This is a genomic window from Nesterenkonia sp. Act20 (assembly GCF_019173455.1).
Classification (GTDB): Bacteria; Actinomycetota; Actinomycetes; order Actinomycetales; family Micrococcaceae; genus Nesterenkonia.
Map to the genome: position 1 here is coordinate 695,746 of NZ_JADPQH010000002.1, position 26,205 is coordinate 721,950.

Below are 26,205 nucleotides of genomic sequence, written 5' to 3' on the forward strand. Positions count from 1 at the left end.
GGGGCCGCGAGAAGCCGATGGAGTACAGCGCGACGACTCAGGAGCGCAGCACCCGCAGCGTCACCACGCACTGTCCTTACTGCGCTCTCCAATGTGCCATGCGGCTGAACATCACCGAGAGGCCACAGTCAGCACCGAGCATCACGGTGGAAGGTGCCGACTTTGCGACCAATCAGGGACGATTGTGCCGGAAGGGCAGCACCTCCGCCGAGCTCCTGACCGGCCGCACGGACCGATTGACCACCCCACTCATGGCCGTCAGGGACGAGGACGGTGAGCGCACCGGAGAGTTCCGCGAGGTCAGCTGGGACCAGGCTCTGGACCACGTCGCGGACTGTGTGAAAGCCATCCAGCAGACCCACGGCTCCGATGCGGTGGGGGTCTTCGGGTCCGGCAGCCTGACGAACGAGAAGACCTACGCCCTCGGCAAGTTCGCGCGCGTGGCCCTGGGCACCTCGCAGATCGACTACAACGGTCGGTTCTGCATGTCCTCGGCCGCCAAGGCCTCGACCATGGTCTTCGGCGTCGATCGGGGTCTGCCCTTCCCGCTGACCGATCTGGACGCGGCCTGCACCATTGTGCTGCTGGGCTCCAACGTCGCAGACACCATGCCCCCCTTCGTCCAGCATCTGCAGGGTGCGATGGCCAAGGGTGGACTCATTGTGGTGGACCCGAGGCGCAGCGCCACTGCAGAGCTCACGGCGGAGGGCGGCGGATTCCACCTGGCACCGACCCCCGGAGGTGACCTTGCGCTGCTCCTCGCGCTGGCAAACGTGCTCTTCGAGGAGGGCTACACGGACCGGCGGTACCTGCAGCAGCGAGTCAACGGCCTCGAGGACTTCCGCCGCTCAGCGGCGGCCTGGTGGCCCGAGAGGGCACAGGCCGCCACCGGGGTCGGTGCCGATCAGATCCGCTTCATCGCGCGTCGACTCGGCTCGGCGGCGTCCCGGGCTCGGGAGGGCGGGGAGCCGGTGTTCATCCTGACCGGACGCGGGGTGGAACAGCATCGCGACGGCACCGACACTGCTCGTGCCGCCATCAGCCTCGCTCTCATCCTCGGGCTGCCCGGCAGCACCAGCGGCGGCTACGGCACCTTGACCGGACAGGGCAATGGGCAGGGCGGCCGAGAGATGGGACAGAAGTCCGACCAGCTCCCTGGGCTGCGCTCGATCAGCTCGGAGGCTGACCGCACCCATATCTCCGCGGTCTGGGGCGTGGATCCGAAGACCATTCCAGGTCCAGGAACCCCTGCCACCGAGCTGTTGCACACTATGGGCACCCACAGCGAAGACGGCCGGCCCGGCGTGCGCGCACTGCTGGTCCACGGCTCAAACGTCGCAGTCTCTGCCCCGGACAGCGGTCGGGTGCTCAAGAACCTGCGTGCTCTGGATCTGCTGGTGGTCGCCGACTTCTTTCTCTCCGAGACCGCGGCTGAGGCCGACGTCGTCCTGCCGGTGCTGCAGTGGGCCGAGGAGGACGGGACCATGACCAATCTGGAGGGGCGTCTGCTGCGTCGGCGCCAAGCGGTCCAGCCTCCGTCCGGGTGCCGCTCAGAGCTGTGGATCTTCGCTGAACTGGCCCGTCGCCTCGGCCAGCCCACCGGGTTTCCAATAGATCCCGCGGAGGTCTTCGAAGAGATCCGCCGCGCCACGGCGGGGGCCGCCGCCGACTACTCCGGCATGAGCTGGGAGAAGCTGGATTCCGGACACGCCGGATATTGGCCGCACCCCTCGACGGACGCGGAGGAGACGACCGACGCCGTCATCAGCCAGACCACCGGCCCGCGCGAACTCACCCTCAGCGGAGAACCGATCATCGGCACCCCGCGCATGTTCGAGTCGACCTTCGCCCATGCCGACGGCCGGGCGAGGCTCAGCGCGATCCGACCGCGTCGCCAGGCGAGCCCGCAGGCGGATGAACTGACCTTCACCACGGGACGACTGATGGAGCACTACCAGTCAGGAAACCAGACCCGTCGAGTACCAGCCCTTGATGCCACGCACCCTGAGGTCACCGTCGAGATCCATCCAGCTGCTGCCCGCCAGTTCGGACTCGAGGACGCCGACTATGCGGTGCTCGAAAATGCACAGGGATCCATGAGGGCGAAGGTTCGCCTGGATGAGACGATCCGCGCCGACACCGTCTTCGCACCCTTCCATTTCTCCGGTGAGGCGGCCGCAAACGCACTCACCCGCGGACTGACAGATCCACACTCGAAGATGCCCGAGTTCAAGAACACCCCGGTCCGCATCCGTCGCGCCGATTCCCAGGAGGCAGCCTCATGAGCCCGACGACACGTGTCACCGTCGCACCCGCCGCGAGGCTCGTGGTCCTCGGATTCGGTCCGGTCGCCGCGCGACTGGTCGACGAGCTGCTCGAGGAGGTCATCGCGGGCAGGATCCGGCTGACCATCGTCGGAGCTGAGCCCGAGCCCGCCTATCAGCGCATCCGCATCGGCGATGTCTCTGTAGGCCGCCTCCGACCCGAGGATCTCGCGGTCTCCGATGTGAAGCAGCTGCGAGACCTCGGAGTCACGGTGCTCACCTCCGCGAGAGCCACTGAAATTGACCGCGCCGCGCAGCGGGTCCTTCTCGAAGGGGGCGACGTCGTTCCCTATGACCGTCTGGTGCTCGCCACAGGAGCTGAGCCGCTCATGCCCACTCTGGAGGTGGAGACTCGACGCGCCGGCGCCATCGACGCCGAGGTGCGGGTCTCGCAGCTCCCGGAAGGCATCATGGCACTGCGAGACATGGGTGATGCGCTGCGCCTCGCCGCTGCGGTGCGTCGCGCCGAACCGGTGGTCGTGCTCGGCGGTGGCGTGCTCGGTGTGGAGGCGGCACTGGCCATCGCGGAAGTCGGTTCTCCCGTGACTCTCGTCCACCGCGGCAATGTGCCCATGGGGCGTCAGATCGACGCGGACGCCGGGATGTTGCTGCGCCGAGAACTCATCAGTGCCGGTGTGAAGGTGCGCGCGGCCGCAGACATCACCACGGTGGTGTCCGAATCCGGTCGCCTGAGCGCAGTGCGCACCTCGCTGGGCGAGAAGATCCCCGCCTCGCTGCTCGTGCTCTGCACCGGCGTACGCGCTCGTGATGGGCTGGCCGCCGAAGCGGGGCTGTCCACCCGCTGGGGCGTCATGACCGACGCATACTGCCGCAGCATCACCGATCCGAGGATCTTTGCCATAGGGGACTGCGCCACGGTCGATGGCAGGGAGCCTACGGGATTGATCGCCCCGGGATGGGCGCACGCGGAGACAGCTGCTGAGGCCCTGTGTGCCGAGCTGAGCCTGAGCCGGGGGGTGGAACGTGATGCCTCGGGTTCCCCGGTGAGGATGCGTGCCGGCACCGGGCTGGACGTCATCCTGGTGAAGTCCAAGACATTGAACGTGGCGTGCGCCGGAACCACGGACGTGGATCCCTGGGATCCTGACTCCCCCAGCGTCTCCACCTGGTCTGACCCGAAAGCCGGCCAGTATCTGCGCATCGTCTCAGAACATGACCGGCTGCTGGGATTCGTCTCCGTGGGCATGCCCCGCTCGGCAGCAGAACTGGCGATGCACGCCGGACGCGGCACCATGCCGGTGGCCGACCGCACGGCGCTGCTCGCCGCCGAGCATGCCACACGAGAGGCGCAGCTCGGTCCCGATGACGTACTGTGCCGATGCGCTGGGACCACACTGAGCCAGGTGGAAGATGCCGCGGGCTGCGCCTCCAGCGTCGCCGAGGTGGGCGAGGCCTGTCGTGCCGGCACCGGCTGTGGAACCTGCCACTCCCAGATAGAGAAGCTCCTCCAGCCGGCGCAGGCTTAGCAGGAGCTCGTGCAGCCGGTACACGCGCTCACACGGTGAGTCGGTATCCGCGTTTCACCACGGTGCTGACCAGGCCAGGCACGGGCAGTGATTTGCGCAGCCGGGAGACCCACATCTCCAAGGCGTGTTCCGATTCGCACTGCCCGAGCACCTGCATCAGATGTTCCCGGGTCAGCACCGCCCCCTCGGCCTTGACCAGGGCGCGCAGCAGCGACAGCGGACCAGGGGGAAGTCGGACCGGGGCGTCGCTGAGGGACGGAAGCCGCACCTCTGAACCGCGCAGCTCCATGAGACCGTGACGAGTCGTGATGCGCAGCGTGTGGTGCTCCTCGAGATGATCACAGACCAGCTTGATCAGGGCGCCGAGTCGCCACCGAGACGGGATGATCGGACTCAGCCCGGCGTCGTAGAGGGGCCCGGCTGTCACCGCCCCGACCGCCGCGCACACCACGTCTGAGCGCAGAGCGTCGACAAGAGCCTCTGATCTGTCGTACTGGCGCGCCACCGAGAGGAAGGCCTCCACCGCGGGGGCGGCGGTGAAGGTCACCAGGTCAAGCTGTCGATCAATGACCGCGTCGATCATGCGCAGCAGGTCGGAATCCTCATCCGGCTTGGTCCAGGTGTAGGGCAGCACCGACACCACCGTCGCCCCTGCTGCCTGCATACGCTCGATCTGAGAAACATCGCTGGCCCCATGCTGCTGCAACGCCACCGTCTTGCCGGCGATGTCGCGGGTGAGCAGCATGTCCACCACGGTCGCGGTACGCTCATCCTCCGCGGCGCCGTCGTCGTCGAGGCCTGCGGCGCGCACAGCTCCGCGCGCCTTGGGTCCGCGCACCAGAATGGTTGCCCGGTCCAGCGCCTGGAAGAGCTCGGTGCCCAGACCGTAGGCGTCTGCGGCTTCTGCCCATCGGCGCATCCCATAGGCAGTGGTGATGATCGCGAAGTCAGGTGCCGCCTCGATCACATGCCGGGTGTCCCGCTGCAGCGTCACGGATTCGGTGAGCGCCACGATGCGCAGTGCAGGCGCATGCGTGACTTCGGCCCCGCGGCGCTGGAATGCGCAGATGAGATCCTCGCTGCGCCGGTCCGAGGTGATGCCGATGCGGAAGCCCGCCAGCGTCTGGGGAACCCCCGTCGACGCGTCGGCAGAGGAGAGAGCCGTCATCAGAGCACCGCCCCGGCCATGGCACGGATCACGCGTTCCCCCGCGGCCCCGGGTGATGAGTCGGAGTCGCTGCTGGCCTCGCCCGAGCAGGGATCGGCCGCCGCGAGACGGACCACGTCGCCAATGATCAGCACCGCTGGCGAGCGCAGCCTGGCCGCAGCCGCCACCCCTAGCATCTCGGCCAGCGGCGCGATGAGCACTCGCTGGTCCTCGGTGAATCCGTGCTCCACGACCCCCACTGGAGTATCGGACATCATGCCCTGACGCTGCAGCCCGGCCATCGTGTGACCCAGAGTTCCCACCCCCATCAGGATCACGGCCGTGCCACCCAGCGCGGCGAGACCAGCCAGCTCCCGCTCGCTGAGCGGGTCATGGCCGGAGATCACGGTGAACGACTTGGAGACGTTGCGCGCCGTGACGGGGATCCCTGCCGCAGCCGGCACGGCGATGGCCGAGCTGATTCCCGGAACCACCGTCACCGGGATGCCCGCCTCGCGACAGGCGGCGACCTCTTCGCTCCCCCGGCCGAAGACGAATGGATCTCCGCCCTTGAGCCTGACCACGCGCCGGCCGTCGAGCGCGGCAGCCACCATCCTCTGCTGGATGTTCTCCTGAGTGATCCGGTGGTGTCCGGGCCGTTTGCCGACGTCGTAGAGCTCTGCGGCGGGAGCCCATTCCCTTAAGCCGTCTGTCGGGGCCAGCCGGTCATAGAAGACGACATCAGCGACGGCGAGGGCATCTCGAGCACGCACGGTCATCAGATCTGCGGCACCAGGGCCACCGCCGATGAGCGTCACTTCTCCGGTTCCCATCATGAGGTCCCTTTCGCAGCAGCCATGCTCGCCGCATCTTCGCGTGCCATCTCTTCGCGGACAGGGATCCGGGGGCCGGTCAGCAGCACCGGGCCCTCACCGGCCTCGGACGCGGCTCGCTCCTCTTCTGTGGCGGGTCGACGCTGGCCACGCTCGAGCACGTAGGCGAGCCCGGTGTCCGGAGCGTCCGGAGCGTTGACGAAGCTGCGGAAGCGACGAAGACGCTCCGGGTCCCGCAGCGTGGCGGCCCATTCGTCCTCGTAGCCGTCCACATGCTCGGCCATTGCGGCCTCGAGATCAGCACCGATCCCCAGCGAGTCCTTCACCACGACGTCGTAGACATGGTCGACTCCTCCAGGAAGCTCCTCCATCCACCGTGCCGTGCGCTGAAGCCGGTCTGCGGTGCGGACGTAGTACATGACGTACCGGTCGATGTAGCGCAGCAGCGAGGCATCGTCGAGGTCCTTGGCGAGCAGCTGTCCATGGGCCGGCGTGGCTCCGCCGTTGCCCCCGACGTACATGTTCCAGCCATCGCTGGTGGCGATCACGCCCACGTCCTTCGCTCGGGCCTCCGCACACTCACGGGCGCATCCGGAGACGCCGAACTTCATCTTATGCGGTGAGCGCAGCCCGCGGTAGCGATTCTCCAGTCTGATGCCCATGGCGACCGAGTCCTGCACCCCGTAGCGGCACCAGCTGGACCCCACACAGGACTTCACGTTGCGCAGCGCCTTGCCGTAGGCCTGGCCTGATTCGAAACCGGCGTCGACCAGTCGGCGCCAGATCGCGGGCAGCTGCTCGAGCCGCGCGCCGAACATATCCACGCGCTGGGCGGCGGAGATCTTCGTGTAGAGGTCGAAGTCGGCAGCAACCTCGGCAAGGATCTTCAGCTTCTGCGGAGTGATCTCGCCACCGGGGATCCGCGGCATGACGGAATAGGTGCCGTCCTTCTGCATGTTCGCCAGGGCGCGGTCGTTGGTGTCCTGCAGGGTGCCTCGTCCTGCTTCCAAGATGTATTCCGCACCATGCTGCGCGGCAAGGATCGAGGCGACCGCCGGCTTGCAGAGGTCACAGCCCAAGTTGACGCTGGGATCTGCGGGCGTGCCGAACCGGGCGACGATCTGGGTGAAGGAGGTCAGCTGGGTGGCACGCACCGCCTCGAACAGCTCCGCTCGGGAATGCGCAAAATGCTCACACAGCGCCCTGGAGACGTCCATCCCGAGGGAGAGCATCTGCTTCTCCATGATCTTCTTCGCCATCGGGATGCAGGAGCCGCACTGAGTGCCGACCTTGGTGCAGCCCTTCATCGCCGTCATATCGGTGCAGGGCGGATGCTGGTCATCGCCTTCCACGGCGGACCGGATGGTCCCGGCGCAGACGTCCTTGCAGGAGCAGATCTGCGCGTCATCGGGCAGGTCCATATCCAGCTCCCCACCTCCGGAGGCGGAGAGGAATGCCCCTGGGGCCGCCGGAAGCTCCCGCCCCAGCAGCGGTCGCAGCGAGGAGTAGGGGGTCGCGTCGCCCACGAACACTCCGCCGAGCAGGGTGGTCGCGTCGTCGGTGACCACGATCTTCTGGTAGATCCCGCCGACGGCGTCTGCATAGACGACTTCCAGTGCCCCAGGAGTCTCGGCGAAGGCGTCTCCGAAGGAAGCCACGTCCATCCCGGCGAGCTTCAACTTGGCCGCGGTGTCGAATCCGTCGAAGGAGGCGGTGCCTCCGCTGAGTCGATCCGCCACCACCTCAGCCATGGCATTGGCCGGGGCGACCAGACCCATGGAGACGCCCTGGTAGCTGGCCACCTCACCGATGGCCCAGATGCCCTCCGCCGAGGTGGCACAGGTCTCATCGATGACGACTCCCCCACGCTCGGCGCACTCCAGGCCCGCCTCCACGGCCAGCTCGTCCCGCGCCGTGATGCCGATGGCCGCCACGACCAGATCTGCCGGCAGATCGGGGTTCTCGGTGAATTCAAGGGTGTAGCGGCTTCCCCCGGGACTCGACTGGGGATCCACGGCAAGCCTGCTGGGTCGCTGACCCAGCTGAAGACGATAACCTTCCTTCTCCAGCAGACGGTTCAGCGTGCGCCCGCCGTATTCATCCACCTGCGCGTTCATCAGCCAGGGACGCGAATGCACCACGGTGACCTCGGCCCCGAGTCCTTTGAGCCCGCCAGCCGCCTCGAGGCCCAGCAGACCTCCACCGATCACCACGCAGCGGGCCGGGCGGCCGAGTTTCGCCGAAAGGTCAGCGGCTCGCTGCCGCAGCCAGTCCACGTCCTCCAGGGTGCGGTACACCGCGATGTGCTCAGCGCCGTCGATCGGCGGCCGAGGCGCCGAGGAGCCGGTGGCGAGGACCAGATCGTCGAAATCGATCACCTCCCCCTGCGCTGTGCGAACAGTCTTAGCCGCAGCGTCAATGCTGGCCACGGCCGTAGAGGTGTGAAGCTGAACCCGGAGGTTCTGCCACAGCGCCGGGTCGCCCAGCAGCAGGTCCTCGTCTGCGGCGAAGCGGCGAGACAGCGCGACGCGGTCATAGGGGGCCGAAGACTCCTCGGTGAACACGCTGATCCGCAGACCCTCGGGATTCCGAGCGATCAGGGCTTCGGTCACGCGGTGCGCGGCCGGGCCTCCACCGACGACGACGATGTGTCGCTCGGCCCTGGCCTGGGTCGAAGCTGTGGGTGCATCCATAGGTGTTCACCTTCGCGGTAGACGATGAGTGCTGCGAATAGCCTTCACGTTGATCTGGCACTGAAGTTGATCTGGCACTGAAGCGGGCGCGGCTCCTCCTGGATGCCGGACCGTCGAGGGTGCACCCCAGCCTAAGAACCTGCGATTTCTGGGCGGTGTCGCATTTGTAAAGCCAATATGACGACGTGCTCACCTCGATCTGAAGGCTGGTGAACTCGACGTCACGCGGGCTTTACATGCAGGCGTTCCCATCGAAACTGCCGCTGTTTACAGTGGTGCCATGAGCACCGCGACGACACCTGCCCCCCGTCCAGACGACGACGCTGCGACCGCGGATCCGCAGTGGCGGCGGGTATGCAGATTGGACGATCTCGAGCCGATGTGGGGAGAGGCTGCCCTGATCAACGGCACCCAGATCGCGCTGGTCCGGCTCTACGAGGACACCGTCCACGCGGTCTCGCAGTGGGACCCGTTTGCCCGCGCCAACGTCATGTCGCGCGGAATCGTCGGCTCGAAGGCCGGCAGGCCGACCATCGCCTCCCCGATTCACAAGCAGTCCTATGATCTCCAGACCGGTCAGTGCCTCAGCGAAGAGGGCCTGACGCTTCACTCCTACCCCGTGCGGATCGTCGAGGGAACTGTGGAGATCCATGTCTGAGCGTGGACTCGCACCTGAGCGGGGTTCCATGCCTGGACCGCAGCGGCGTCCGCCGCGGACCGCGCTGCTGGCAGTCTCCCATGGGACCTCCAACCCTGAGGGCCAGCGTCTCGTGGCGCAGCTTGTCCAGCAGGTCCGCGATGCAGCGGCGAAGCGCGGCCTCGCTGACCTGGTCAGACTCGGCCACGTTGATGTCCAGCAACCTGATGTCCCCGCCAGTCTGGCCGCCCTCTCGGAGGGGATGGCCGCCGTCGTCGTACCGCTGCTGCTCTCCGCCGGCTTCCATGTGAATGTAGATCTGAAGCGAGACACGGCTGAGCTGAATCGACCCGCGACCATCAGCGGGGCGCTGGGACCCGATGACCGCCTGGTGGAGCTGATCATCCATCGTCTGGAACAGGCCGGCGTCGATCTCGGCCGCGATGAGCTCATCTTCGCCGCCGCCGGCTCCTCCGACAGCTCTGCCGTGCGGGATTGCCAGGAGATGGCGGCTCGGATTCAGGCCCGCCTCGACCGTCCCGTCCAGGACGCCTACCTCTCTTTCGCGAAACCCTCGGTGAAGACCGCGGTGGCGCAGGCGCGGACCACCACGCAGGGCCGGGTCGTGCTGATCAGCTACCTGCTGGCTCCGGGCTATTTTCAGAAGCTGCTTGAACGCGCGGGCGCCGACGTGGTCACCCGGTCGCTGCTGCCGCAGGACTCGACGCAGGCACCGACGGAGCTGGTGGAGATCATTCTTGACCGGTTCGCCGCGGGACTGGCGGAACTGACTCCGACCGCGCACGCCGCGCGCTGACGGCGAGCGGACACGGGTTCAGCGCCAAGACACCCGCCACACCACGTCGTTCCCGGAACCTTCGAGATCACCCGGCAGGGCGTGTCCAGGCGTCGTAGGCGTAGCGGAGGCTCTCCCGAGGCCAGAGATTCGTCCGGCACGCGGTACGCTGGCGGGGCCCCCACCGGCTGGGCACGTCCGACGCGTCGATCTCTTGGAAATCCGCTGGACCAGCTTGTGCTCCGGGACCTGTATGCCGAGACTGCTCGGACGTCCCCGCCCCGCCGTGGGTGCCGTGCGGGCACCGTCCCGCCATGTGCATGACCAATCGCTTCGAGGAGGACTCCGTGGCTCGAGGAGCCCAGCGCCAGAACGCCGCACGTACGCGCGCCCGACGGCGACCCCGCAAGAACGACGACGGCGGCATCATCCACCTGCTCGCCAAGGTCGTGCGCGAGGTCGAGTCCGCGGTCCAGCGTGGTCTCGACCTGCCCTCGACCCGGACCAAGTTCCAGGTGGTGGCGCTGCTCATGCGCGAGGAGCGGGCCCGTCTCAAGGCCGAAGAGACGAAGCAGGGGGCGCGCGGCGCAGATGACCTGAAGCGCCTCGACGGCATCGCCACCATCCTGGCCACGACGGCCGCCCGCGACCCCTCCCTGCTGGGGCTGCTCGCCGACGACGCGGTCGTCTCCGACCGTGCGCGCTCACTGCGCCGCGAGCTCCTGCAGTCTGCCGGCATCGCCGTGCCGGACGAGCCCGCCGCACCAGCTGAACCGGCCGAGCCCACGCCGGAGCCGCAGCGCCAGGTGGTGCCCGTATCGGTGGCATCTCGTCAGCTCGCGAACCCCTTCCTCGAACCTGACTACTCCGTCGTCGCCAAGCGCACCGCCAAGCCCCGCCGCCTCGTCGGCTGGGAGCTCATCGAGCCGCTGATGAAGTCCTTCACCGACGGCGGCGCTCTCTCCTGCATGGACCTGCCGGAGCCTGCCGCCAGCCGGGCGACCCAGGGGCTGGACCTCATGCCGCATCAGGCGCGACTGGTCGCCGCCGCTGCGGAAGGACACCGGACGTTCCTGCTCGCAGACGAGCCCGGCCTGGGCAAGACGGCACAGGCGCTGCTCGCCGCTCAGGCGGCGGATGCCTACCCGCTGCTCGTGGTCGTGCCGAACGTCGTGAAGATGAACTGGGCGCGGGAGGCAGCACTGTGGACGCCTCGCCGCCCCGCGACGGTGGTCCACGGCGACGGGGACCGGATCGACGGCTTCGCGGACATCATCATCGTCAACTACGAGGTGCTGGATCGGCACGCGGGCTGGCTCCAGGAACTGGGCCTGCGCGGGATGGTGGTCGACGAGGCGCACTACATCAAGAACCGGAAGTCGCAGCGGTCCCAGAACGTGCTGCAGCTCTCCGAACGCATCCGCACACGGATCGCTGATCCGCTGCTCATCGCGCTCACCGGCACCCCGCTGATCAATGACATCGAGGACTTCCGGGCGATCTGGCAGTTCCTCGGCTGGATCGACGAGACCAAGCCGATCGGTGAGCTGATGGAGGCGCTCGAACAGACAGGTCTGACACCGGCCGACCGGGGTTTCTCCACCGCCGCCCGCTCAGCCGTCGTCGAGCGCGGCATCGTGCGGCGACGCAAGGTGGATGTCGCCTCCGACCTGCCCGCCCGTCGAGTGGCCGACGTCCCGGTCGAGATCGACGACGAGGCCAGTCGGTCCATCCGCGCCGCCGAACAGAGCCTCGCGCGTCGTCTCGTCACACGCTATGAGCGGGCCCTGGCCGCCCAGGGATCAAGCGAGGTCGTCGAGGGCATCGACCACGCACTCGTGCGCCAGGTCGCCGCCCGGGAGCGCGTGAGCCGGACGACGAAGAAGTCCAACGAGAACGTGTTCAGCATGACCCGACGCATCGGCCAGGCGAAGGCCGGCCTCGCGGCGGACTACGCCGCCCAGCTCGCCCGCAGCGCCGGCAAGGTCGTCTTCTTCGCCAAACACATCGACGTCATGGACACGGCCGAGGCGACCTTCGCCAAGCAGGGCATCCGGTACGCCTCCATCCGAGGCGACCAGAGCGCATCGGCTCGGCAGAAGCACATCGACGCATTTACCAACGACCCGGACGTCGCCGTCGCGGTGTGCTCGTTGACTGCCGCCGGCGTCGGCATCAACCTGCAGGTCGCCTCGAACATGGTGCTCGCCGAACTCTCCTGGACCGACGCCGAGCAGACGCAGGCCATCGACCGGATCCACCGCATCGGTCAGGCGGAACCGATCACGGCGTGGCGGATCATCGCGGCGCAGACCCTTGACACGAAGATCGCCGAGCTCATCGACGCCAAGGCAGGGTTGGCCGCGCGAGCGCTCGACGGGAGCGACCAGGCGATCGCCGACTCTGCCGATGTCCAGCTCGAGGCGCTCGTCACGCTTCTCGAGGATGCGTTGCAGGGCCACAGCAGCAACTAGGAGCTGCCCACTTCGCCCGGCGAAAGCGCCGCGACGGAAGGTCTGGCACCCGGAGCACCGGGCTGCCGGGCTGCGCGCCCGGAGACACGTCGGGCCCCCACGCTGTGAAGCGTAGGGGCCCGAAGCGTCGTGCTCGCCTGTGCGGCGTCTTCTGTAGCGGTGCCGGGGCTCGATCCCGGGACCTCACGATTATGAGTCGTGCGCTCTAACCAGCTGAGCTACACCGCCATATGCCGCTCCGGAATCTCTCTCAGAGACTCTGGAATCGGCGGAATGAGAAACACCCGCGCTGCGCATTCTGCTGCGCTGCGCGGGCTCTCATTCAGAGCCCCAAGCGGGAATCGATCCCGCGACCTCAGTCTTACCAAGACTGCGCTCTACCACTGAGCTATTGGGGCAACAGCACTAAACTCTACCACCAGTCCAGTGCCGGTCAAAAACCGTCAGGAGTGAGCTCGCTCTCCCCTGACGAGGGCCTCTGCCGCCGCAGAGTCAGCTCTGCGACGGCAGCTCCCGGAACCCCCTGAAGGGGCCTCGATCACTTCCAGCGGGGCTTGTTGCGATCCTTGTCTCCGAAGCGGCTTCCGCCGGCACTGGGCCGTCCGCCGCGATCGCCGGATCCGCCATCGCGCTTGCCGGCATATCCGCCCTCACGCTTGCCTGCGTATCCGCCGCGTGAGTCACCGGAGCTGGACGGTGCGCCGGAGTCGCGCTCCATCTTCAGCAGCTCGCCGCCGATGCGGGTCTTGGCCAGAGCCGCCCATTGTTCGGAGGAGAGCTTCTCAGGCAGCTCCACCAGGGAGTGCGTCGGGCGGATGTCGATGCCGCCGATCTCGCGGGCGCTCAGGCCCGCCTCGTTGGCGATCGCGCCGACGATGTGACCCGGGTTCACGCCGTTGCGGCGACCCACCGCGATCTTGTACATCGCATTGCCCGGACCCGCAGTGCGCGGCCCGCGGTCACGCGCTGGACGCTCGGGGCGATCGCTGCCGCCCCGCTCATCGCCGACCTCGCGCTTGGACTCACGGACCAGCTCGTCGTCGCGCTTCTCATCGAGGAGCAGCGGACGTCCGTCATGGACCATGGCCACCAGTGCGGCGGCCACGTCCTCGGCGGGAGTGTTGTGCTCCTGGGTGTAGGAGGCCACGAGTCCGCGGTACTCCTCCAGCTCCTCAGAGGCCAGGGTCTCGGTGATGCGCTCCGAGAAGCGCTCCAGCCGTGAGGAGTTCACATCCGCGATGGTCGGCATGGACATCTGCTCGACCGGCTGGCGGGTGGCCTTCTCGATGGACCGCAGCATCCGCTTCTCGCGGGGCGTCACGAACAGCACCGCGTCGCCTGAACGACCCGCGCGGCCGGTGCGGCCGATCCGGTGGACGTAGGACTCGGTGTCCAGCGGGATGTCGTAGTTGAAGACGTGGGTGATGCGCTCGACGTCGAGACCGCGGGCCGCGACGTCGGTGGCCACGAGGATGTCGATGCGACCCGACTTCAGGTTCTCCACGGTCTTCTCGCGCAGGTTCTGCGGAATGTCACCGTTGATCGCAGCCGTGCGGAAGCCGCGGGCAGCGAGCTTGTTCGCGACCTCTTCGGTGGCCGAGCGGGTGCGCACGAAGACGATCGCAGCATCATGCGGCTCGGTCTCGAGGATGCGGGTGAGCGCCTCGTTCTTCGCCGAATGCTTGATCAGCACGAAGCGCTGGCGGGTGTTGGTGCCGGTGGAGGTCTTGGACTTCACCGAGACCTCGACCGGATCGTTGAGGTAGTCCGCGGAGATCCGGCGGATCGCCTTGGGCATCGTGGCGGAGAACAGCGCGACCTGCTTGGTCTTCGGAGTGCGGGCCAGGATCTGGTCCACCTCTTCGGCGAAGCCCATGCGCAGCATCTCATCAGCCTCGTCGAGCACCAGGTGCTTGATCGTGGAGAGATCCAGCGAACCGCGGGTCATGTGGTCGATGACGCGGCCGGGGGTGCCGACGACGACGTGGGCGCCGCGACGCAGGCCCTCGAGCTGGGGACCATAGGGGGAGCCGCCGTAGATCGGCAGCACGGTGATGCCGGGGACGCCTTGGGCGTAGGTGGAGAACGCCTCGGCGACCTGGATCGCGAGCTCACGGGTAGGGGCGAGCACCAGGGTGGAAGGGGACTTGCCCAGCTCCCCTGCGTCGTTGGCGCGAGCCATGTGCGAGAGCGCCGGCAGCGCGAAGGCTGCGGTCTTGCCGGTGCCCGTCTGGGCCAGGCCGACGACGTCGCGCCCCTGGCTCAGCAGCGGAATGGTCTGCGCCTGGATCGGCGAGGGAGTCTCGTAGCCGAGCTTGGTCACCGATTCCAGCACTCGATCGTCCAGGCCCAGTTCTGCGAACTTCGGGCCGGCGGCCTGGTCGGCGCTGCTGGCGGACTTCGCGGGCTTCTCGGCCTGAGGGGAAGTCGGAGCCTCGGTCGGAGCCTCGGTCGGCGCCTCGTTGGAGGCAGGAGCCTCGGTGGACGTCGGAGCCTGCGCAGATGCGGACTGAGTCTCGACCGCTGCGGCGGCATCGACGGCGGCCTGGGTCTCGTCCGGCGCCTGCTCAGGCGCGGCCTCAGCCGCTTCAGGGGCCTGAGCGGGTGCTTCCGGAGCGGAATCGACCTCGGTGATGGTCTCGGTCGGGACTTCGGCCGCGTCCTGAGCCTGCGTCGGCTCGGAGGCGTTGGGATCCTGGATGGTCATGTTGACTCCTCGTCACATGTCACGCGACCGAGAGGACCCCCGCTTGAGATCCAGTCCCAGGGCACCTGCGCTTCAACCACCGCTGCTCGAAGAGGCTGCGCAGGCCAGAAGGCGCTGCACAGAACCTCTGCATGGGCAGGGCAGGTTGCTCAGATTCTTTGGACGGGACTGGATCAGTCACGGGGACTCGGCCGCTTTGTCGGCTCCGGAGTCGACCCGTGGATACACACAACCCTCAACGAGCTTCCGGCCCCTCTCAAGGAGGAGCACGCTCGGAGTCAGCAAGAGAAAACGGGATTATCCGGAGAATGCCCATTCAGTCTAGCCCACGGGCGGCACACCTGTCGTCTTTGGAGACGAAGCTCACGTTCACGCCGCCCACCAGGCCTCCTGCCGCGGAGCTGCCCAGTCTTCGGGTCAGAGCTGCTCAGTCTCCAGGACGGGACTGCGCAGGGCCGCGTGCGAGGGCGAGCTCACGGATGCTCTCGGCTGCAGTCTCCGCCACGGAGACGACCTCCACAGCATCCCCCGCCTGCACGGTTCCGGCCGTGATGACGCGGAAATAGGTGCCGGGTCTGCCCGCCTCCATGAAGCGTCTGACCCAGCTCGGCTCCCTGAGCCACCGCCCGAAGGTGGCGCAGGGGATGCGCGGGACGGTGGCCTCGAGCACCACGCGCTCGCCGATCCGCCACCGCTCGCCGGGGTACGCTCCGTCGAGATCTATTCCGGACAGGCGCAGGTTCTCCCCGAAGGTGCCGGCGGGGAGCTCGCGCTGCAGCTGCTGGGACCACCAGGCGGCGTCGTCGGCGGCGTAGGCGTAGACGGCCTTGTCGGCACCGCCGTGATGTTTGCGATCGGCCTGCACGTCACCGTGAAGACCGAGCGTTCGCACCCGGACCGGTCCCGCGACGGGTCGCTTGTCGATGCCGGAGACCCCCACTGCGCCGACGTCGTCGTTGAAGAGCTGACCCACCACACAGACCGCGTCCACGGTGCCGGTCAGCCCCAGGCGCTGCGCCGCTGCCGCGAGGCAGGTCGGCGAGGACTCAGCCACGGCCCGTGAGCCCCTCCAGCGCACGATCCAGATCGGCGATCAGGTCGTTCACGTCCTCGATGCCGACCGAGAGGCGCAGCAGGTTCTCCGGGACTGCAAGCTCTGTGCCGCGCACCGAGGCGTGGGTCATCTCATGCGGGTAGTTCATCAGCGACTCGATGCCGCCCAGGGATTCCGCCAGCACGAAGAGCCTGGTGCCCTCGGCGACGGTGCGCGCGGCCTCCTCGCCGCCCACGAGCTGCACCGAGACCATGCCGCCGAAGCCGCGCATCTGCCTGCTGGCCAGCTCATGGCCGGGGTGGTCCGGCAGCCCGGGGTAGAGCACCCGCTCGACGGCGGGGTGGTCCACCAGGTGCTCGGCGATCGCCTGGGCATTGCTGCAGTGCCGGTCCATGCGCACTGCCAGGGTCTTCAGTCCACGAGTGGTGAGGTAGGCGTCGAGTGGGCCGGAGATGGCGCCGACGGCGAACTGCTGGAAGCCGATCTTGGTGGCGAGCTCGTCGTCGGAGGTGACGACGGCGCCGCCGACCACATCCGAGTGACCGCCGATGTACTTGGTGGTGGAGTGCACCACGATGTCGGCGCCCAGGCTCAGCGGCTGCTGCAGATAGGGGCTGGCGAAGGTGTTGTCCACCAGCAGCAGGGCGTTGTTCTCATGAGCGATCTTCGCCAGCGCCGCGATGTCGGTGATGGACATCAGCGGGTTCGAGGGCGTCTCCACCCAGAGCAGGGTCGCGTCCTCGGTGGCCATCTCGGTGGCCACACGGTCCAGGTCGGAGAGGTCCAGAGGCGTGTTGGCGATGCCCCAGTCTCCGTGGATTCGGCTGATCAGCCGGTAGGAGCCTCCGTAGGCGTCATTTCCCATCACGATGCGCTGCCCGGGGCGCATCACCGCACGGATGATCGCGTCCTCGGCGGCCAGGCCGGAGCCGAAGCTGAATGCGTGCTCCCCACCCTCGAGGGCGGCGAGCTGGGTCTGCAACGAGGTGCGTGTGGGGTTTCCCGCACGGCCGTAGTCGTAGCCGCGGCGCAGGTTGCCGATGCCGTCGGGTGCGTAGGTGGTGGAGAAGTGCAGGGGCGGGACCACCGCGCCGTAGACCTCGTCGAGCTCCTGCCCGGCGTGGATGGCGTCCGTGGCGAATCCGTAGCTGTTCTCGGTCATCGGTTGTCCTTCTGTTCTGAACTGGAGAGGTGGGCCAGCAGGTCATTGCGGGTGAGCACGCCGACGATGTCGCCGTTCTCAGCGGCGAGCAGGGTGGGATTGCTCCTGAGCTTCTTCAAGATCTGCGGGATGGTCTCGGTGATCCCGACCAGGGGCAGCTCGGTGCGCAGGTGGTCCGCGACCAGCTCATCAGCAGAGGCGTGGCCCATGATCATCTCTTCCGAGAGGTGGGTGACGTCGACGACGCCGTAGACCTCGCCGATGCGGGCCACGCGTCCGGGCTGATCGATCACCGGGACGATGTCGATCCCATAGCGATTCATCACCGAGACGGCGTCCCGCAGTGTGGTCTCGCGGGAGATCGACACCACCTCCGGCATGGCGGCGGAGAAGAGCGAGCGCTTGCCGCCCAGGACATCCGCGGCGGTGAACACTTCGGAGCGGTCCTTGCTGGTCTGCGCCTCGGGGTGTTCGGCACGGGTGCCGATGACCCCCTGTGCGACCGCGTCCGAGAGTTCCTGGGAGGACTTCACGGTGATCTCCACCCCGCTGGAGTGTGAGACGACCTCGCCGAAGCCGTGGTCGATCATCCACTGGTCATTGAAGATCTTCCCCAGATAGCCTCGCCCGGAGTCGGGCAGGACGGCGACCACGACATCGTCGGGTCCGAGGTCCTCGGCGATGCGAAGGGCGGCGACCACGGCGGTGCCGGAGGAGCCGCCGACGAGCAGGCCCTCCTCGGTGGCGAGCCGCCGGGCCATCGCGAAGGACTCGGCGTCGGTGATGGAGTGGTGTTCATCCGGGACGCTGGCGTCGTAGTTCTTGACCCAGATGTCTTCCCCGACACCCTCGACGAAGTAGGGGCGACCTTCGCCGCCGGAGTAGATGGAGCCGTCCGGATCGGCGACGACCACGCGGACCGGGCCGGTGTCGCGGTCCGCGGAGACCTCTTTCAGGTACCGACCCGTGCCGGTGACCGTGCCGCCGGTGCCGGCGCCGACGACCAGGTGGGTGATCTTGCCTTCGGTGTCCTCCCAGATCTCGGGGCCGGTGGTCTCGTAGTGGGAGTTCGGTGCCGCCGGATTGGAGAACTGGTCAGGCTTGTAGCCGCCGTCGATCTCTTCGGCGAGCTGGTCTGAGATTCCGTAGTAGGACAGAGCGGACTCCGAGGGAACCCCGGCGGGTCCGACGACGACGTCGGCGCCATAGGCACGCAGCACGTCGCGCTTCTCCACCGCCACCTTGGGCACGGTGACGAAGACTGCGCGGTACCCCTTCTGCTGGGCGACCAGGGCCAGTCCCACACCGGTGTTGCCGGAGGTGGGCTCGACCACGACTCCGCCGGGCTTCAGCGAGCCTGCGGCCTCCGCCTCCTCGATCATCTTCAACGCGATGCGGTCCTTGATGGACCCTCCCGGGTTCAGATACTCGAGCTTGACCAGGACGGTGGCGGAGAGACCTTCGGTGACCCGATTCAGCCGCACCAGAGGGGTGCCGCCGATCAGCTCGACGACAGACTGGGCATATTTCATGCCGCCAACTCTACCGATGCCCACTGACATTGGGTCAGGATCTGTCTTTCGGCGAAATCTCGCCTGCCGGATGAGTGGGCATCGCGGGCAGGCAGTGCACGGGGGTGCGCGAGAGATGTCCCACCGATGTGCCAGAGTGAATGTATGACCACGGCGGGGCACAGCAGCGAGGTTCTTCTGGATCTCCAAGGGCCGTTCGACCTGCCCCGAACGCTGGGGGTCCTCCAGCGCGGGGCCGGGGACCCGAGCATCCGACTGGATCCGGGCTCGGCCGCCATGGCCGGCGGTCCACAGGGGACGCCCGGCGCTGGGGCGTGGATGTGCCAGCGGATCTATGACGCCCAGGGCCGGCAGCGCGGACAGGCCAGTCTGCGCTTTGACCAGCTCGGGCCCTCGATCGTGCGGGTACGGGTGGCTGCTGCGAGCGGCGATGGCGCCGGCGCCCACGAGGTCTCCGAGCTGGCGGAGCGTCGGGCGGGGCGGCTGCTCGGCTGCCTCGACGACTGGGGGGATCTCGAACTTCGCCTCGATGCTCTCGGAGACGAGACCTCGGCGGCGTTGGCTCGGGTGCGGCGTCGTCATCCTGGTGTCCGGCTGCCCGCCACCGGAGCACTGTTCGACCAGCTGGTGACCGCCACCCTGGAACAGAAGGTCACTCATGATCAGGCTCGTGCCGGATGGCGCCAGCTGCTGCGCCGGCACGGGGAACCCCCGCCTTCGGCGCCCGGAGTGCCAGCCCCGGACTGGATGCGGCTGCCGCTGACGGGAGATCAGCTGCGCGCGGTCCCGTCCTGGGAATGGCACCGGCTCTGGGTGCAGCCGGCGCTGTCGAAGACCATCCTGCGGGTGGCCGAACGCGCGAGGAGGATCCATCAGCTCAGCGCGGAGACCCCGGCCGAGACCGCGGCGGTCGCGGCACTCGGTGTGAGGCTGCGATCGATCCCGGGGATCGGTGAATGGACCGTGGCGGAGGCGCTGCAACGCTCCCACGGCTCTGCGGATCTTCCCGCCGTCGGGGATTACCATCTGAGCAACTTCGTCGGCGCCGCGATGACCGGTCAGCGCACCGATGACGCCGGGATGCTCCGGCTGCTCGCCCCCTACGCCCCGCACCGTCAGCGCGTGATCCGGCTGCTCAAGCTCTCCGGGTTCCAGCACCAGAAATACGGACCCAAACTGACTCCGGCGGACCACCGAAGTCGGTGATCCGCCGGAGTCGCGCGCTCAGTGCAAACTTCTGGGCTCGGGTCAGCTCTGGGGCGTCTCGCCCTGCGCCTGGTCCTCGGCGATCTGCTTGTGGACCTCGTCCATGTCCAGGTCCTTGACCGCCGTGATGACCTCGGTCAGCTGCTCGGCGTTCAACGCGCCGGGCTGCGAGAAGACCAGAACCTTCTCGCGGAAGGCCATCAGAGTGGGGATCGAGGTGATGTTCGCGGCGGCGGCGAGCTCACGCTCAGCCTCCGTGTCCACCTTGCCGAAGGTCACGTCCGGGTGCTTCTCGGAGACCTCGGAGTAGACGGGTGCGAACTGCTTGCAGGGGCCGCACCAGTCAGCCCAGAAGTCAACGAGCAGAATGTCGTTCTCCTCGAGGGTCTGCTGGAAGTCAGTGGTGGTCAGATCAGTGGTAGCCATGCCTCGCCACCATACGCGAGCACTTCGAGCTTGTCGGCCCCCGCGGGACCGTGAACCAGGCTCTTAAGCGGCTAGCTGAACGACTCCGGCGAGCAGTTGCGACGACCCGGAAGCCGCCGCTGGGCAGTGATGCCGGGACGTGGACCCCGAGACGCTGAAGGGCGGGCCGGGATCATTCTGATCCGACCCGCCCTTCAGCGGTGATGTGGCAGATGAGGGATTCGAACCCCCGTAGGCGATGCCAGCTGATTTACAGTCAGCCCCCTTTGGCCGCTCGGGTAATCTGCCGCGCAACCACACGGTGTGACCTGAGGCCATTTCCCGTGTCGTGTTTTTTCATGCCCCGGTGCTCGGCACCCCATAACTTTAGCGAAGATGCGGGGAATTCTCGAATCCTGATCCGCAGACTAGGAGTATCGTGGGGCGCATTATTCGTGCCTGCGCGATGATCCCGTTCTGATCCTCCGCCATGCGGCACGCCCTCCCCCGCACCGACTTCCAAGGAGCATCGTGGCCGACATCGAGGCCGAAACTCTTGCCGAGAAGCTGAGTGAGCGCGGCCCGGCCGGCATCGCCGAGCAAGTCCGCGAACTCATCAGCGCCGGCACACTCACCGCAGGCATGCGACTTCCCACCGTGCGCGACCTCGCCACTGAACTCGGGGTCAGCGTGGGCACGATCGCTCAGGCGTGGAGCCTGCTGCGCGAATCCACCCTGGTCGAGACCCGCCGCCGCGGTGGAACCCGAATCGTGGACCCCGGCGAGGTGGGCGGCGTGAGCTTCCGCAGCTGGGCGAGCGTGGACCTGTTGCACTGCAGTCCTGACCTGCGGCTTCTGCCCTCTCTGGAAGAGGGGTTGCTGCGCAGCCTGAAACAATCTGATCTGCACAGCTGGAGCCGAGAGCACATCCTGCCCGAACTCCAGCGCGCCGTGGAGAAGAAGCTGGGCCACCGGCCTGCGGAGTCGCGTCCACGAAGCTTCGCCGCCGTCTCCTCCGCCACGGAAGGGCTCTGGCTCGCCACCAAGGCTGTTACGAGCCCCGGTGATCTGATCGCTGTGGAGGAGCCGGCTCCGCCGGGCTACCTCTCGGTGCCCCGCAGCCTTGGCCTGCACATGGTGGCGGTGCCCGTGGATGCTCTCGGACCGGTGCCCGCCGCGCTGCAGGAAGCCCTCGACGCGGGCGCCACCGCTTTCGTCCACAGCCCCGGAGGCGCCTTCTCACCGCGGCATGTGCTGAGCACCGGGCGCGCACAGGAGCTTCAGCAGATCCTGGACGCCTCCCCCGAGACCGTGGTCATCGAGGAGGACCCGCTGGGCCCGCTCGCCGAACGGGAGCCCTTCGTCCACACCCTGGAGGCTCACCTTCCGGAACGCACGCTGCGCGTGATCGGCTTCGAACGCGCCTACGGCATGGACCTGCGCACCGCCGTGCTCGCCGGACCGAAGCCACTGATCTCGCGAGCGATCACTGAGCGTTCAGGCGGTGTCAGCTCGAACAGCAGGATCCTGCAGCACGCCCTGGCGTTCCTGCTGCGCGACCCCGTCGCCGCCCGGCGGGTCAGCAGCGCCCGGACCCGGTACGCCACCCGGCGTCGGATGGCGCTCAAGGCCTTCACCGAGGCAGGCCTCACGGTCCAGGCGGGGCCCGCCAGCTGGGCGCTCTGGGTTCAGGTGCCCGACGAGCAGGCGGCGGCGCTGACCTTAAGCGCCCAGGGGGTGATCCTCGACGTGGGCAGCGGATCACATCTCACCGAACGGCCCACGGGACTGCTGCGCCTCTCGATCGCTCAGCTGCCCGAAGATGAAGAGCTGCTCCGGGGTCTGGCCCAGCTGATCCTCCAGGCCACCGAGGAGGGCCTGAACTCCACGTTCGTCTAGAAGCCACAGGGCGGGATCAGAGAAGTCGCTGTCCCGCCAGGGCGGCGCCGAGCCCCAGGGTCTCGAGCTTTGCGTGGGCGATCTGCGGATGCAGGCGCCCGCCCAGGCCGCAGTCGGTGGACGCGATCACGTTCTCCGCGCCGACCAGACGGGCGAAGCGTTCGATGCGTTGAGCGACCAGCTCGGGGTGTTCCACGACATTGGTGGCATGGGAGACGACCCCGGGCGCGATGACCTTGCCCTCGGGCAGCGAGACATCCTCCCAGATCCGATACTCGTGCTCGTGGCGCGCATTGGCGGCCTCGAAGGCGTAGTACTTCGCGTTGACGCCGAGCATCAGGTCCACGATGTGCCTGAACTCGATATCTGTGGTGTGCGGGCCGTGCCAGGAGCCCCAGCACAGGTGGAACCGCACCTGCTCCTCGGGAATCCCCCGCAGCGCCCAGTTCAGCGCCTCGATGCGAATCTGGGTGAACCGCCGGTAGTCCTCCACGGAGGGCTCCGGAGAGATCTGATCCCAGTTCTCCGCCACCGAGGGATCATCGATCTGCACGATCAGCCCGGCATCGGTGATCGCCTGATACTCATGGCGCATCACCTCCGCCCAGGCCCAGATATGGTCCTCCTCGTTCGCGTAGTGCCGGTTGGGGATGCGCGCGCCTGAACCCGGCGACAACGAGGTGAGGAAGCCCGTCTCCGCGCCTGCGGCGTCGAGTCCTGCACTCAGGTTCGCGATGTCGGAGTCCACGGCCGCCTGGCCCCGCCAGCTCAGCTCGCCGGTGGTGGAGGGGAACGCAGTGGCGGTCTTGCCCGTGGCGATGCCGGAACGCGGGTCCGAGTAGGCCTGGCTGAAGCGCACCCAGTCTCTTCGGTGGAGCATGTTCGTCAGCTGGATGTTCCCGGGGCTGGATTCCACGTGCGGCCAGCTGAACAGGTCTTCACCGGTCAGCTCGAGCCCGCCGACGCGCTGGAAGACATAGGACCACCAGGCCCCGTAGTCCACGGCCGAGGTCATCGCGTGCCCGTACTCCCCATCCCCGGGGACGGTCACCCCGTAGCTCCTCTGCCGGACGACCAGGTCGGTCACAGCTTGGGAGAGCAGGGTCTCAAACTCGGGGGTGCGGCGCAGCGTGAAGCCGTCGGGCTCCAGCTCACGCGCTGCATTCGCAGCGATGAGCTCCTCGGTGCGGGGCAGCGAGCCTGCGTGTGTGACCGGAATGGACCTGTCGGACATGATTGCCTTCCGCATTTTTGTTCATATCTTCAAATCACATCTTAGCTGCAGAGGAGCACCGGCTGTACAGGACTATTAGACTCATCGGCAGATATCGACACCGACAGCACACCGACAGGAGACACCCATGGCCAAGGACTCGACATTCGACGTCGTCTCGAAAGTGGACAAGCAGGAGGTCGCCAATGCCTTGAACCAGGCGCAGAAGGAGATCGCCCAGCGCTATGACTTCAAGGGCACCGGCGCCGAGATCGACTTCTCCGGAGAGAAGCTGCTCATCAAGGCCAACTCCGAAGAGCGCGCCAAAGCCGTGGAGGATGTCTTCGGCTCCAAGCTGGTCAAGCGCGGAATCTCGCTGAAGTCCTTCGACTCCGGTGAACCCTATGCCTCCGGCAAGGAGTTCCGGATCGAGGGGACGATCAAGGAGGGGATCGACCAGACGACCGCGAAGAAGATCACCAAGCAGATCCGCGACGAGGGCCCGAAGTCAGTCAAAGCCACGATTCAGGGCGACGAGCTGCGCGTGACCTCGAAGTCACGCGATGACCTCCAGGAGGTCATCGCGATGCTCAAGGGCTTTGAGGACGCCGACCTGCAGTTCGTCAACATGCGCTGACTCTGCTCGAGGCGACACCTCTCTCCCCCTCCCCCGCTGGTTGAGTTCTCCGGTAGTCATGTATCCACCGGAGAACTCAATAGGCGGGGGTTTTTGGTGTCAGCGAGTTCGCGTCGCGACGGGCCTGGTGGCACAGGATGAGCGCCAGGATCGCGCCGAGGATGGGGGCCGCGAACACCAGGATCAGCAGAACTGCCTTGGTGGTGACCGACATCGACCGCGACCGCAGGACGGCGATCACTGCCCACAGTCCCAGCAGGAGCATGAGCACCGGGATCAGCACGACGAATCCGAAGCCGAAGCTCAGCGACTCCCAGACGTTGGGCACGAGTGGGTTGAGGTCAGCGCTGGCCAGCAGGGTCGCGGTGCTCATGGGTCTCCTCAAAGTCGACGGCGCGACGTCGGCCATTCAGCAGACGTCCAGGTGACACCGTAGCGCGGCTGACCCCACCAAGAAACCCCGCCGATTGAGTTCTCCGGTGGAAACATCTCCACGGGAAAACTCAACCAGCGGGGTTGATCGGGGTTGATCGGGTTGGGGGAAGCTCTCAGAAGAGGGTGCTGATACCGATCAGCGCCAGCGGGATCACGATGAACACGCCGAGCACCCATGCGAAGGCGTAGACCTTCTTCTCGGCGGCCAGATCGGCCAGCCAGGTCGCCCCGCGCGGCGGCAGGTCGCGCAGCCACGGGGTGCAGAAGATCACGAGCGTGGCCAGCACGTTGAACAGCAGGTGCGCCAGCGCCGCGGTCAGCGCGATCTCTCCCGCCGCGCCGTCGAAGGCAAAGGCTGAGATGAGGGCGGTGACCGTGGTGCCGATGTTCGTGCCCAGCGTGAAGGGGTAGATCTGCTTGAGCGTGAAGGCTCCCGAACCGGCCAGCGGCACGATCAGCGCGGTGGAGGTGGAGGAGGACTGCACCATGATCGTCACGGCGGCCCCTGAACCGATGCCAGCCACCGGGCCGCGACCGATCGCTGCGTGCAGCACCTGGCGAGCCTTGCCGACCAGAAGCACCTTCAGCAGCCGCCCGATGAAATTGATCACCATCAGGATCAGGCCGACGGCGACGACGATCATGATCACGCCCTGCAGGCTGCCCGGAATGAAGCTCAGCGCGTCCTCGATCAGATGCGCCAGCGGCTTGGTGGCACCCTTGACGGTGGAACCGATGCCGCCCAGCACCGCAGCCACCGGGCCGCCGTCGGAGCCTGTGGCCATCCCCGCGATCGAGGTGGAGATCCGCTCGAGCAGGCTGAACATGATTTCCAGGGGCAGGAAGATCGCGACCGCGATCAGATTGAAGAAGTCATGCACGGTGGCGGCGGCGAAGCCGCGGCGGAAGGACTCCTTCTCGCGGACCATGCCCAGACTGACCAGGGTGTTGGTCAGCGTGGTGCCGATGTTGGCGCCCAGGATGATCGGGATGGCCACGCCGAGCGGGAGGCCGCCGGCCACGAGGCCGACCGTCACCGAGGTGGTGGTGGAGGAGGACTGAGTCAGCGCCGTGGCCACGATGCCGATCATCAGACCGACCACGGGGTTGGTCGCGAAGCCGAAGAGCGCCTCCGCCTGACCTCCGGTGGCCAGGCTGAACCCGGTGCCGATGACATTGACGGCGGTGATCAGCACGTAGACGGCGGCTGCGACAGAGAGCCAGTTGGCGACGTCGAGCACCCGCCCAGAGAGACCGAATCGTTCGAAGGGGCTGAAGGGTCGCGTGGCGGACGCCTCGTCTACAGGCCCGGCAACCCGCTGCGGGGCCTCGATCGACGGTGCGGACATGCAATCTCCTCTGCGGAACACGAGCCGTGGTTCAGCCCTGCTGTGAATCGGCTTGGCACTACATTTGCGCTGCGCGGGCGGGACTGCGTGAGTATCACCGCCGGATGAAGGGCCGTAGAACACTGTGCACCGCTTGCAGAACGAGAGTCACACGGGAAGGTGAACTGCAGGTGAACGATCCGCCCAGAGGCGGCGCGAGTAGGATGTCCTTGGTC

Annotated in this window: 19 protein-coding genes and 3 tRNA genes; 8 read left to right on the plus strand and 14 right to left on the minus strand. The window is 67.3% G+C overall.

Translation table 11 applies throughout. From position 1 onward, the window contains the following. The first annotated feature begins 17 nt into the window (after positions 1-17). Entirely contained in the window at positions 18-2,285 is a 2,268-nt protein-coding gene (locus tag IY716_RS12925) for a molybdopterin oxidoreductase family protein (protein WP_218222060.1), read from the plus strand. After that, positions 2,282-3,811, plus strand: coding sequence for an FAD-dependent oxidoreductase (locus tag IY716_RS12930; RefSeq protein ID WP_218222061.1), 1,530 nt, complete (start codon positions 2,282-2,284; stop codon positions 3,809-3,811). The genes IY716_RS12925 and IY716_RS12930 overlap by 4 nt, the downstream gene beginning before the upstream one ends. A 28-nt stretch (positions 3,812-3,839) precedes the next feature. On the opposite strand, the gene IY716_RS12935 is transcribed toward IY716_RS12930, so the two are convergent. The 3 genes from IY716_RS12935 to nirB are packed head-to-tail and all read right to left on the minus strand — an operon-like array spanning position 3,840 to position 8,484. After that, positions 3,840-4,979, minus strand: a complete 1,140-nt coding sequence (locus tag IY716_RS12935) for a uroporphyrinogen-III synthase (RefSeq protein ID WP_218222062.1) — start codon at positions 4,977-4,979, stop codon at positions 3,840-3,842. After that, positions 4,979-5,791 (minus strand): uroporphyrinogen-III C-methyltransferase, encoded by an 813-nt coding sequence (gene cobA, locus IY716_RS12940; RefSeq protein ID WP_369699718.1) that lies wholly within the window; start codon positions 5,789-5,791, stop codon positions 4,979-4,981. The genes IY716_RS12935 and cobA overlap by 1 nt, the downstream gene beginning before the upstream one ends. After that, positions 5,791-8,484 (minus strand): nitrite reductase large subunit NirB, encoded by a 2,694-nt coding sequence (gene nirB, locus IY716_RS12945; protein WP_218222064.1) that lies wholly within the window; start codon positions 8,482-8,484, stop codon positions 5,791-5,793. Before nirB ends, cobA begins: the two co-directional genes overlap by 1 nt. 280 nt (positions 8,485-8,764) lie before the next feature. On the opposite strand from nirB, the gene nirD reads away from it, so the two are divergent. From nirD to IY716_RS12960, 3 genes are all read left to right on the plus strand, one after another. Continuing rightward, positions 8,765-9,142 (plus strand): nitrite reductase small subunit NirD, encoded by a 378-nt coding sequence (gene nirD, locus IY716_RS12950; protein WP_218222065.1) that lies wholly within the window; start codon positions 8,765-8,767, stop codon positions 9,140-9,142. Next, positions 9,135-9,938, plus strand: a complete 804-nt coding sequence (locus IY716_RS12955; RefSeq protein ID WP_255316766.1) for a sirohydrochlorin chelatase — start codon at positions 9,135-9,137, stop codon at positions 9,936-9,938. The genes nirD and IY716_RS12955 overlap by 8 nt, the downstream gene beginning before the upstream one ends. A gap of 299 nt (positions 9,939-10,237) precedes the next feature. After that, positions 10,238-12,391, plus strand: coding sequence for a DEAD/DEAH box helicase (locus tag IY716_RS12960; protein WP_218222066.1), 2,154 nt, complete (start codon positions 10,238-10,240; stop codon positions 12,389-12,391). 154 nt (positions 12,392-12,545) lie between these two features. Here IY716_RS12960 and IY716_RS12965 read toward each other — a convergent pair. From IY716_RS12965 to IY716_RS12990, 6 genes are all read right to left on the minus strand, one after another. Next, positions 12,546-12,619, minus strand: a tRNA-Met gene (locus IY716_RS12965). Between the two features lie 98 nt (positions 12,620-12,717). Beyond that, positions 12,718-12,789, minus strand: a tRNA-Thr gene (locus IY716_RS12970). Between the two features lie 140 nt (positions 12,790-12,929). Continuing rightward, positions 12,930-15,098: a DEAD/DEAH box helicase gene (locus tag IY716_RS12975; protein ID WP_218222067.1), complete on the minus strand. Its 2,169-nt coding sequence runs from the start codon at positions 15,096-15,098 to the stop codon at positions 12,930-12,932. A gap of 427 nt (positions 15,099-15,525) precedes the next feature. Further along, a complete protein-coding gene (locus IY716_RS12980) occupies positions 15,526-16,152 on the minus strand; it encodes an MOSC domain-containing protein (RefSeq protein WP_218222068.1) in 627 nt (208 codons plus the stop codon). Continuing rightward, on the minus strand, positions 16,145-17,314 hold the full coding sequence (locus IY716_RS12985; RefSeq protein WP_218222069.1) for a cystathionine gamma-synthase: 1,170 nt from the start codon (positions 17,312-17,314) through the stop codon (positions 16,145-16,147). Before IY716_RS12985 ends, IY716_RS12980 begins: the two co-directional genes overlap by 8 nt. Beyond that, positions 17,311-18,846: a pyridoxal-phosphate dependent enzyme gene (locus tag IY716_RS12990; RefSeq protein WP_218222070.1), complete on the minus strand. Its 1,536-nt coding sequence runs from the start codon at positions 18,844-18,846 to the stop codon at positions 17,311-17,313. Before IY716_RS12990 ends, IY716_RS12985 begins: the two co-directional genes overlap by 4 nt. 144 nt (positions 18,847-18,990) lie before the next feature. Here IY716_RS12990 and IY716_RS12995 point away from each other — a divergent pair, with 144 nt between their 5' ends. Then, the gene (locus IY716_RS12995; protein ID WP_218222071.1) at positions 18,991-20,052 is read left to right on the plus strand and encodes a DNA-3-methyladenine glycosylase; all 1,062 of its coding nucleotides are present in this window, start codon (positions 18,991-18,993) and stop codon (positions 20,050-20,052) included. 42 nt (positions 20,053-20,094) lie between these two features. Here the strand turns inward: IY716_RS12995 and trxA are convergent, their stop codons facing one another. Together trxA and IY716_RS13005 are read right to left on the minus strand one after the other, a co-directional pair. Beyond that, positions 20,095-20,478, minus strand: a complete 384-nt coding sequence (gene trxA / locus IY716_RS13000) for a thioredoxin (RefSeq protein WP_218222072.1) — start codon at positions 20,476-20,478, stop codon at positions 20,095-20,097. Between the two features lie 206 nt (positions 20,479-20,684). Beyond that, positions 20,685-20,766 (minus strand) — tRNA-Tyr (locus tag IY716_RS13005). A gap of 222 nt (positions 20,767-20,988) precedes the next feature. Here IY716_RS13005 and IY716_RS13010 point away from each other — a divergent pair. After that, positions 20,989-22,356: a PLP-dependent aminotransferase family protein gene (locus IY716_RS13010; RefSeq protein ID WP_218222073.1), complete on the plus strand. Its 1,368-nt coding sequence runs from the start codon at positions 20,989-20,991 to the stop codon at positions 22,354-22,356. 16 nt (positions 22,357-22,372) lie between these two features. Here the strand turns inward: IY716_RS13010 and IY716_RS13015 are convergent, their stop codons facing one another. Beyond that, positions 22,373-23,590 carry a cobalamin-independent methionine synthase II family protein gene (locus IY716_RS13015; protein WP_218222074.1) on the minus strand — a complete coding sequence of 406 codons (1,218 nt, stop codon included), beginning with the start codon at positions 23,588-23,590 and terminating at the stop codon, positions 22,373-22,375. Between the two features lie 127 nt (positions 23,591-23,717). Between IY716_RS13015 and IY716_RS13020 the strand changes: the two genes are divergently transcribed. Then, on the plus strand, positions 23,718-24,206 hold the full coding sequence (locus IY716_RS13020; RefSeq protein WP_218222075.1) for a YajQ family cyclic di-GMP-binding protein: 489 nt from the start codon (positions 23,718-23,720) through the stop codon (positions 24,204-24,206). Positions 24,207-24,282: 76 nt separating this feature from the next. Here the strand turns inward: IY716_RS13020 and IY716_RS13025 are convergent, their stop codons facing one another. After that, positions 24,283-24,579 (minus strand): hypothetical protein, encoded by a 297-nt coding sequence (locus IY716_RS13025; RefSeq protein ID WP_218222076.1) that lies wholly within the window; start codon positions 24,577-24,579, stop codon positions 24,283-24,285. 175 nt (positions 24,580-24,754) lie between these two features. Continuing rightward, positions 24,755-25,990, minus strand: a complete 1,236-nt coding sequence (locus IY716_RS13030; RefSeq protein ID WP_218222077.1) for a Na/Pi symporter — start codon at positions 25,988-25,990, stop codon at positions 24,755-24,757. Positions 25,991-26,205: the final 215 nt, after the last annotated feature.

Coding starts and splice junctions, on each gene's coding strand:
- IY716_RS12995 (WP_218222071.1), top strand. CDS start 18,991: ATGACCACGGCGGGGCACAGCAGCGAGGTTCTTCTGGATCTCCAAGGG.
- IY716_RS13020 (WP_218222075.1), top strand. CDS start 23,718: ATGGCCAAGGACTCGACATTCGACGTCGTCTCGAAAGTGGACAAGCAG.
- IY716_RS12935 (WP_218222062.1), bottom strand. CDS start 4,979: ATGACGGCTCTCTCCTCTGCCGACGCGTCGACGGGGGTTCCCCAGACG.
- IY716_RS12960 (WP_218222066.1), top strand. CDS start 10,238: ATGACCAATCGCTTCGAGGAGGACTCCGTGGCTCGAGGAGCCCAGCGC.
- nirD (WP_218222065.1), top strand. CDS start 8,765: ATGAGCACCGCGACGACACCTGCCCCCCGTCCAGACGACGACGCTGCG.
- IY716_RS12925 (WP_218222060.1), top strand. CDS start 18: ATGGAGTACAGCGCGACGACTCAGGAGCGCAGCACCCGCAGCGTCACC.
- IY716_RS13030 (WP_218222077.1), bottom strand. CDS start 25,990: ATGTCCGCACCGTCGATCGAGGCCCCGCAGCGGGTTGCCGGGCCTGTA.
- IY716_RS12975 (WP_218222067.1), bottom strand. CDS start 15,098: ATGACCATCCAGGATCCCAACGCCTCCGAGCCGACGCAGGCTCAGGAC.
- IY716_RS12930 (WP_218222061.1), top strand. CDS start 2,282: ATGAGCCCGACGACACGTGTCACCGTCGCACCCGCCGCGAGGCTCGTG.
- IY716_RS12990 (WP_218222070.1), bottom strand. CDS start 18,846: ATGAAATATGCCCAGTCTGTCGTCGAGCTGATCGGCGGCACCCCTCTG.
- nirB (WP_218222064.1), bottom strand. CDS start 8,484: ATGGATGCACCCACAGCTTCGACCCAGGCCAGGGCCGAGCGACACATC.
- IY716_RS13015 (WP_218222074.1), bottom strand. CDS start 23,590: ATGTCCGACAGGTCCATTCCGGTCACACACGCAGGCTCGCTGCCCCGC.
- IY716_RS12985 (WP_218222069.1), bottom strand. CDS start 17,314: ATGACCGAGAACAGCTACGGATTCGCCACGGACGCCATCCACGCCGGG.
- IY716_RS12955 (WP_255316766.1), top strand. CDS start 9,135: ATGTCTGAGCGTGGACTCGCACCTGAGCGGGGTTCCATGCCTGGACCG.
- IY716_RS13025 (WP_218222076.1), bottom strand. CDS start 24,579: ATGAGCACCGCGACCCTGCTGGCCAGCGCTGACCTCAACCCACTCGTG.
- cobA (WP_369699718.1), bottom strand. CDS start 5,791: ATGGGAACCGGAGAAGTGACGCTCATCGGCGGTGGCCCTGGTGCCGCA.
- trxA (WP_218222072.1), bottom strand. CDS start 20,478: ATGGCTACCACTGATCTGACCACCACTGACTTCCAGCAGACCCTCGAG.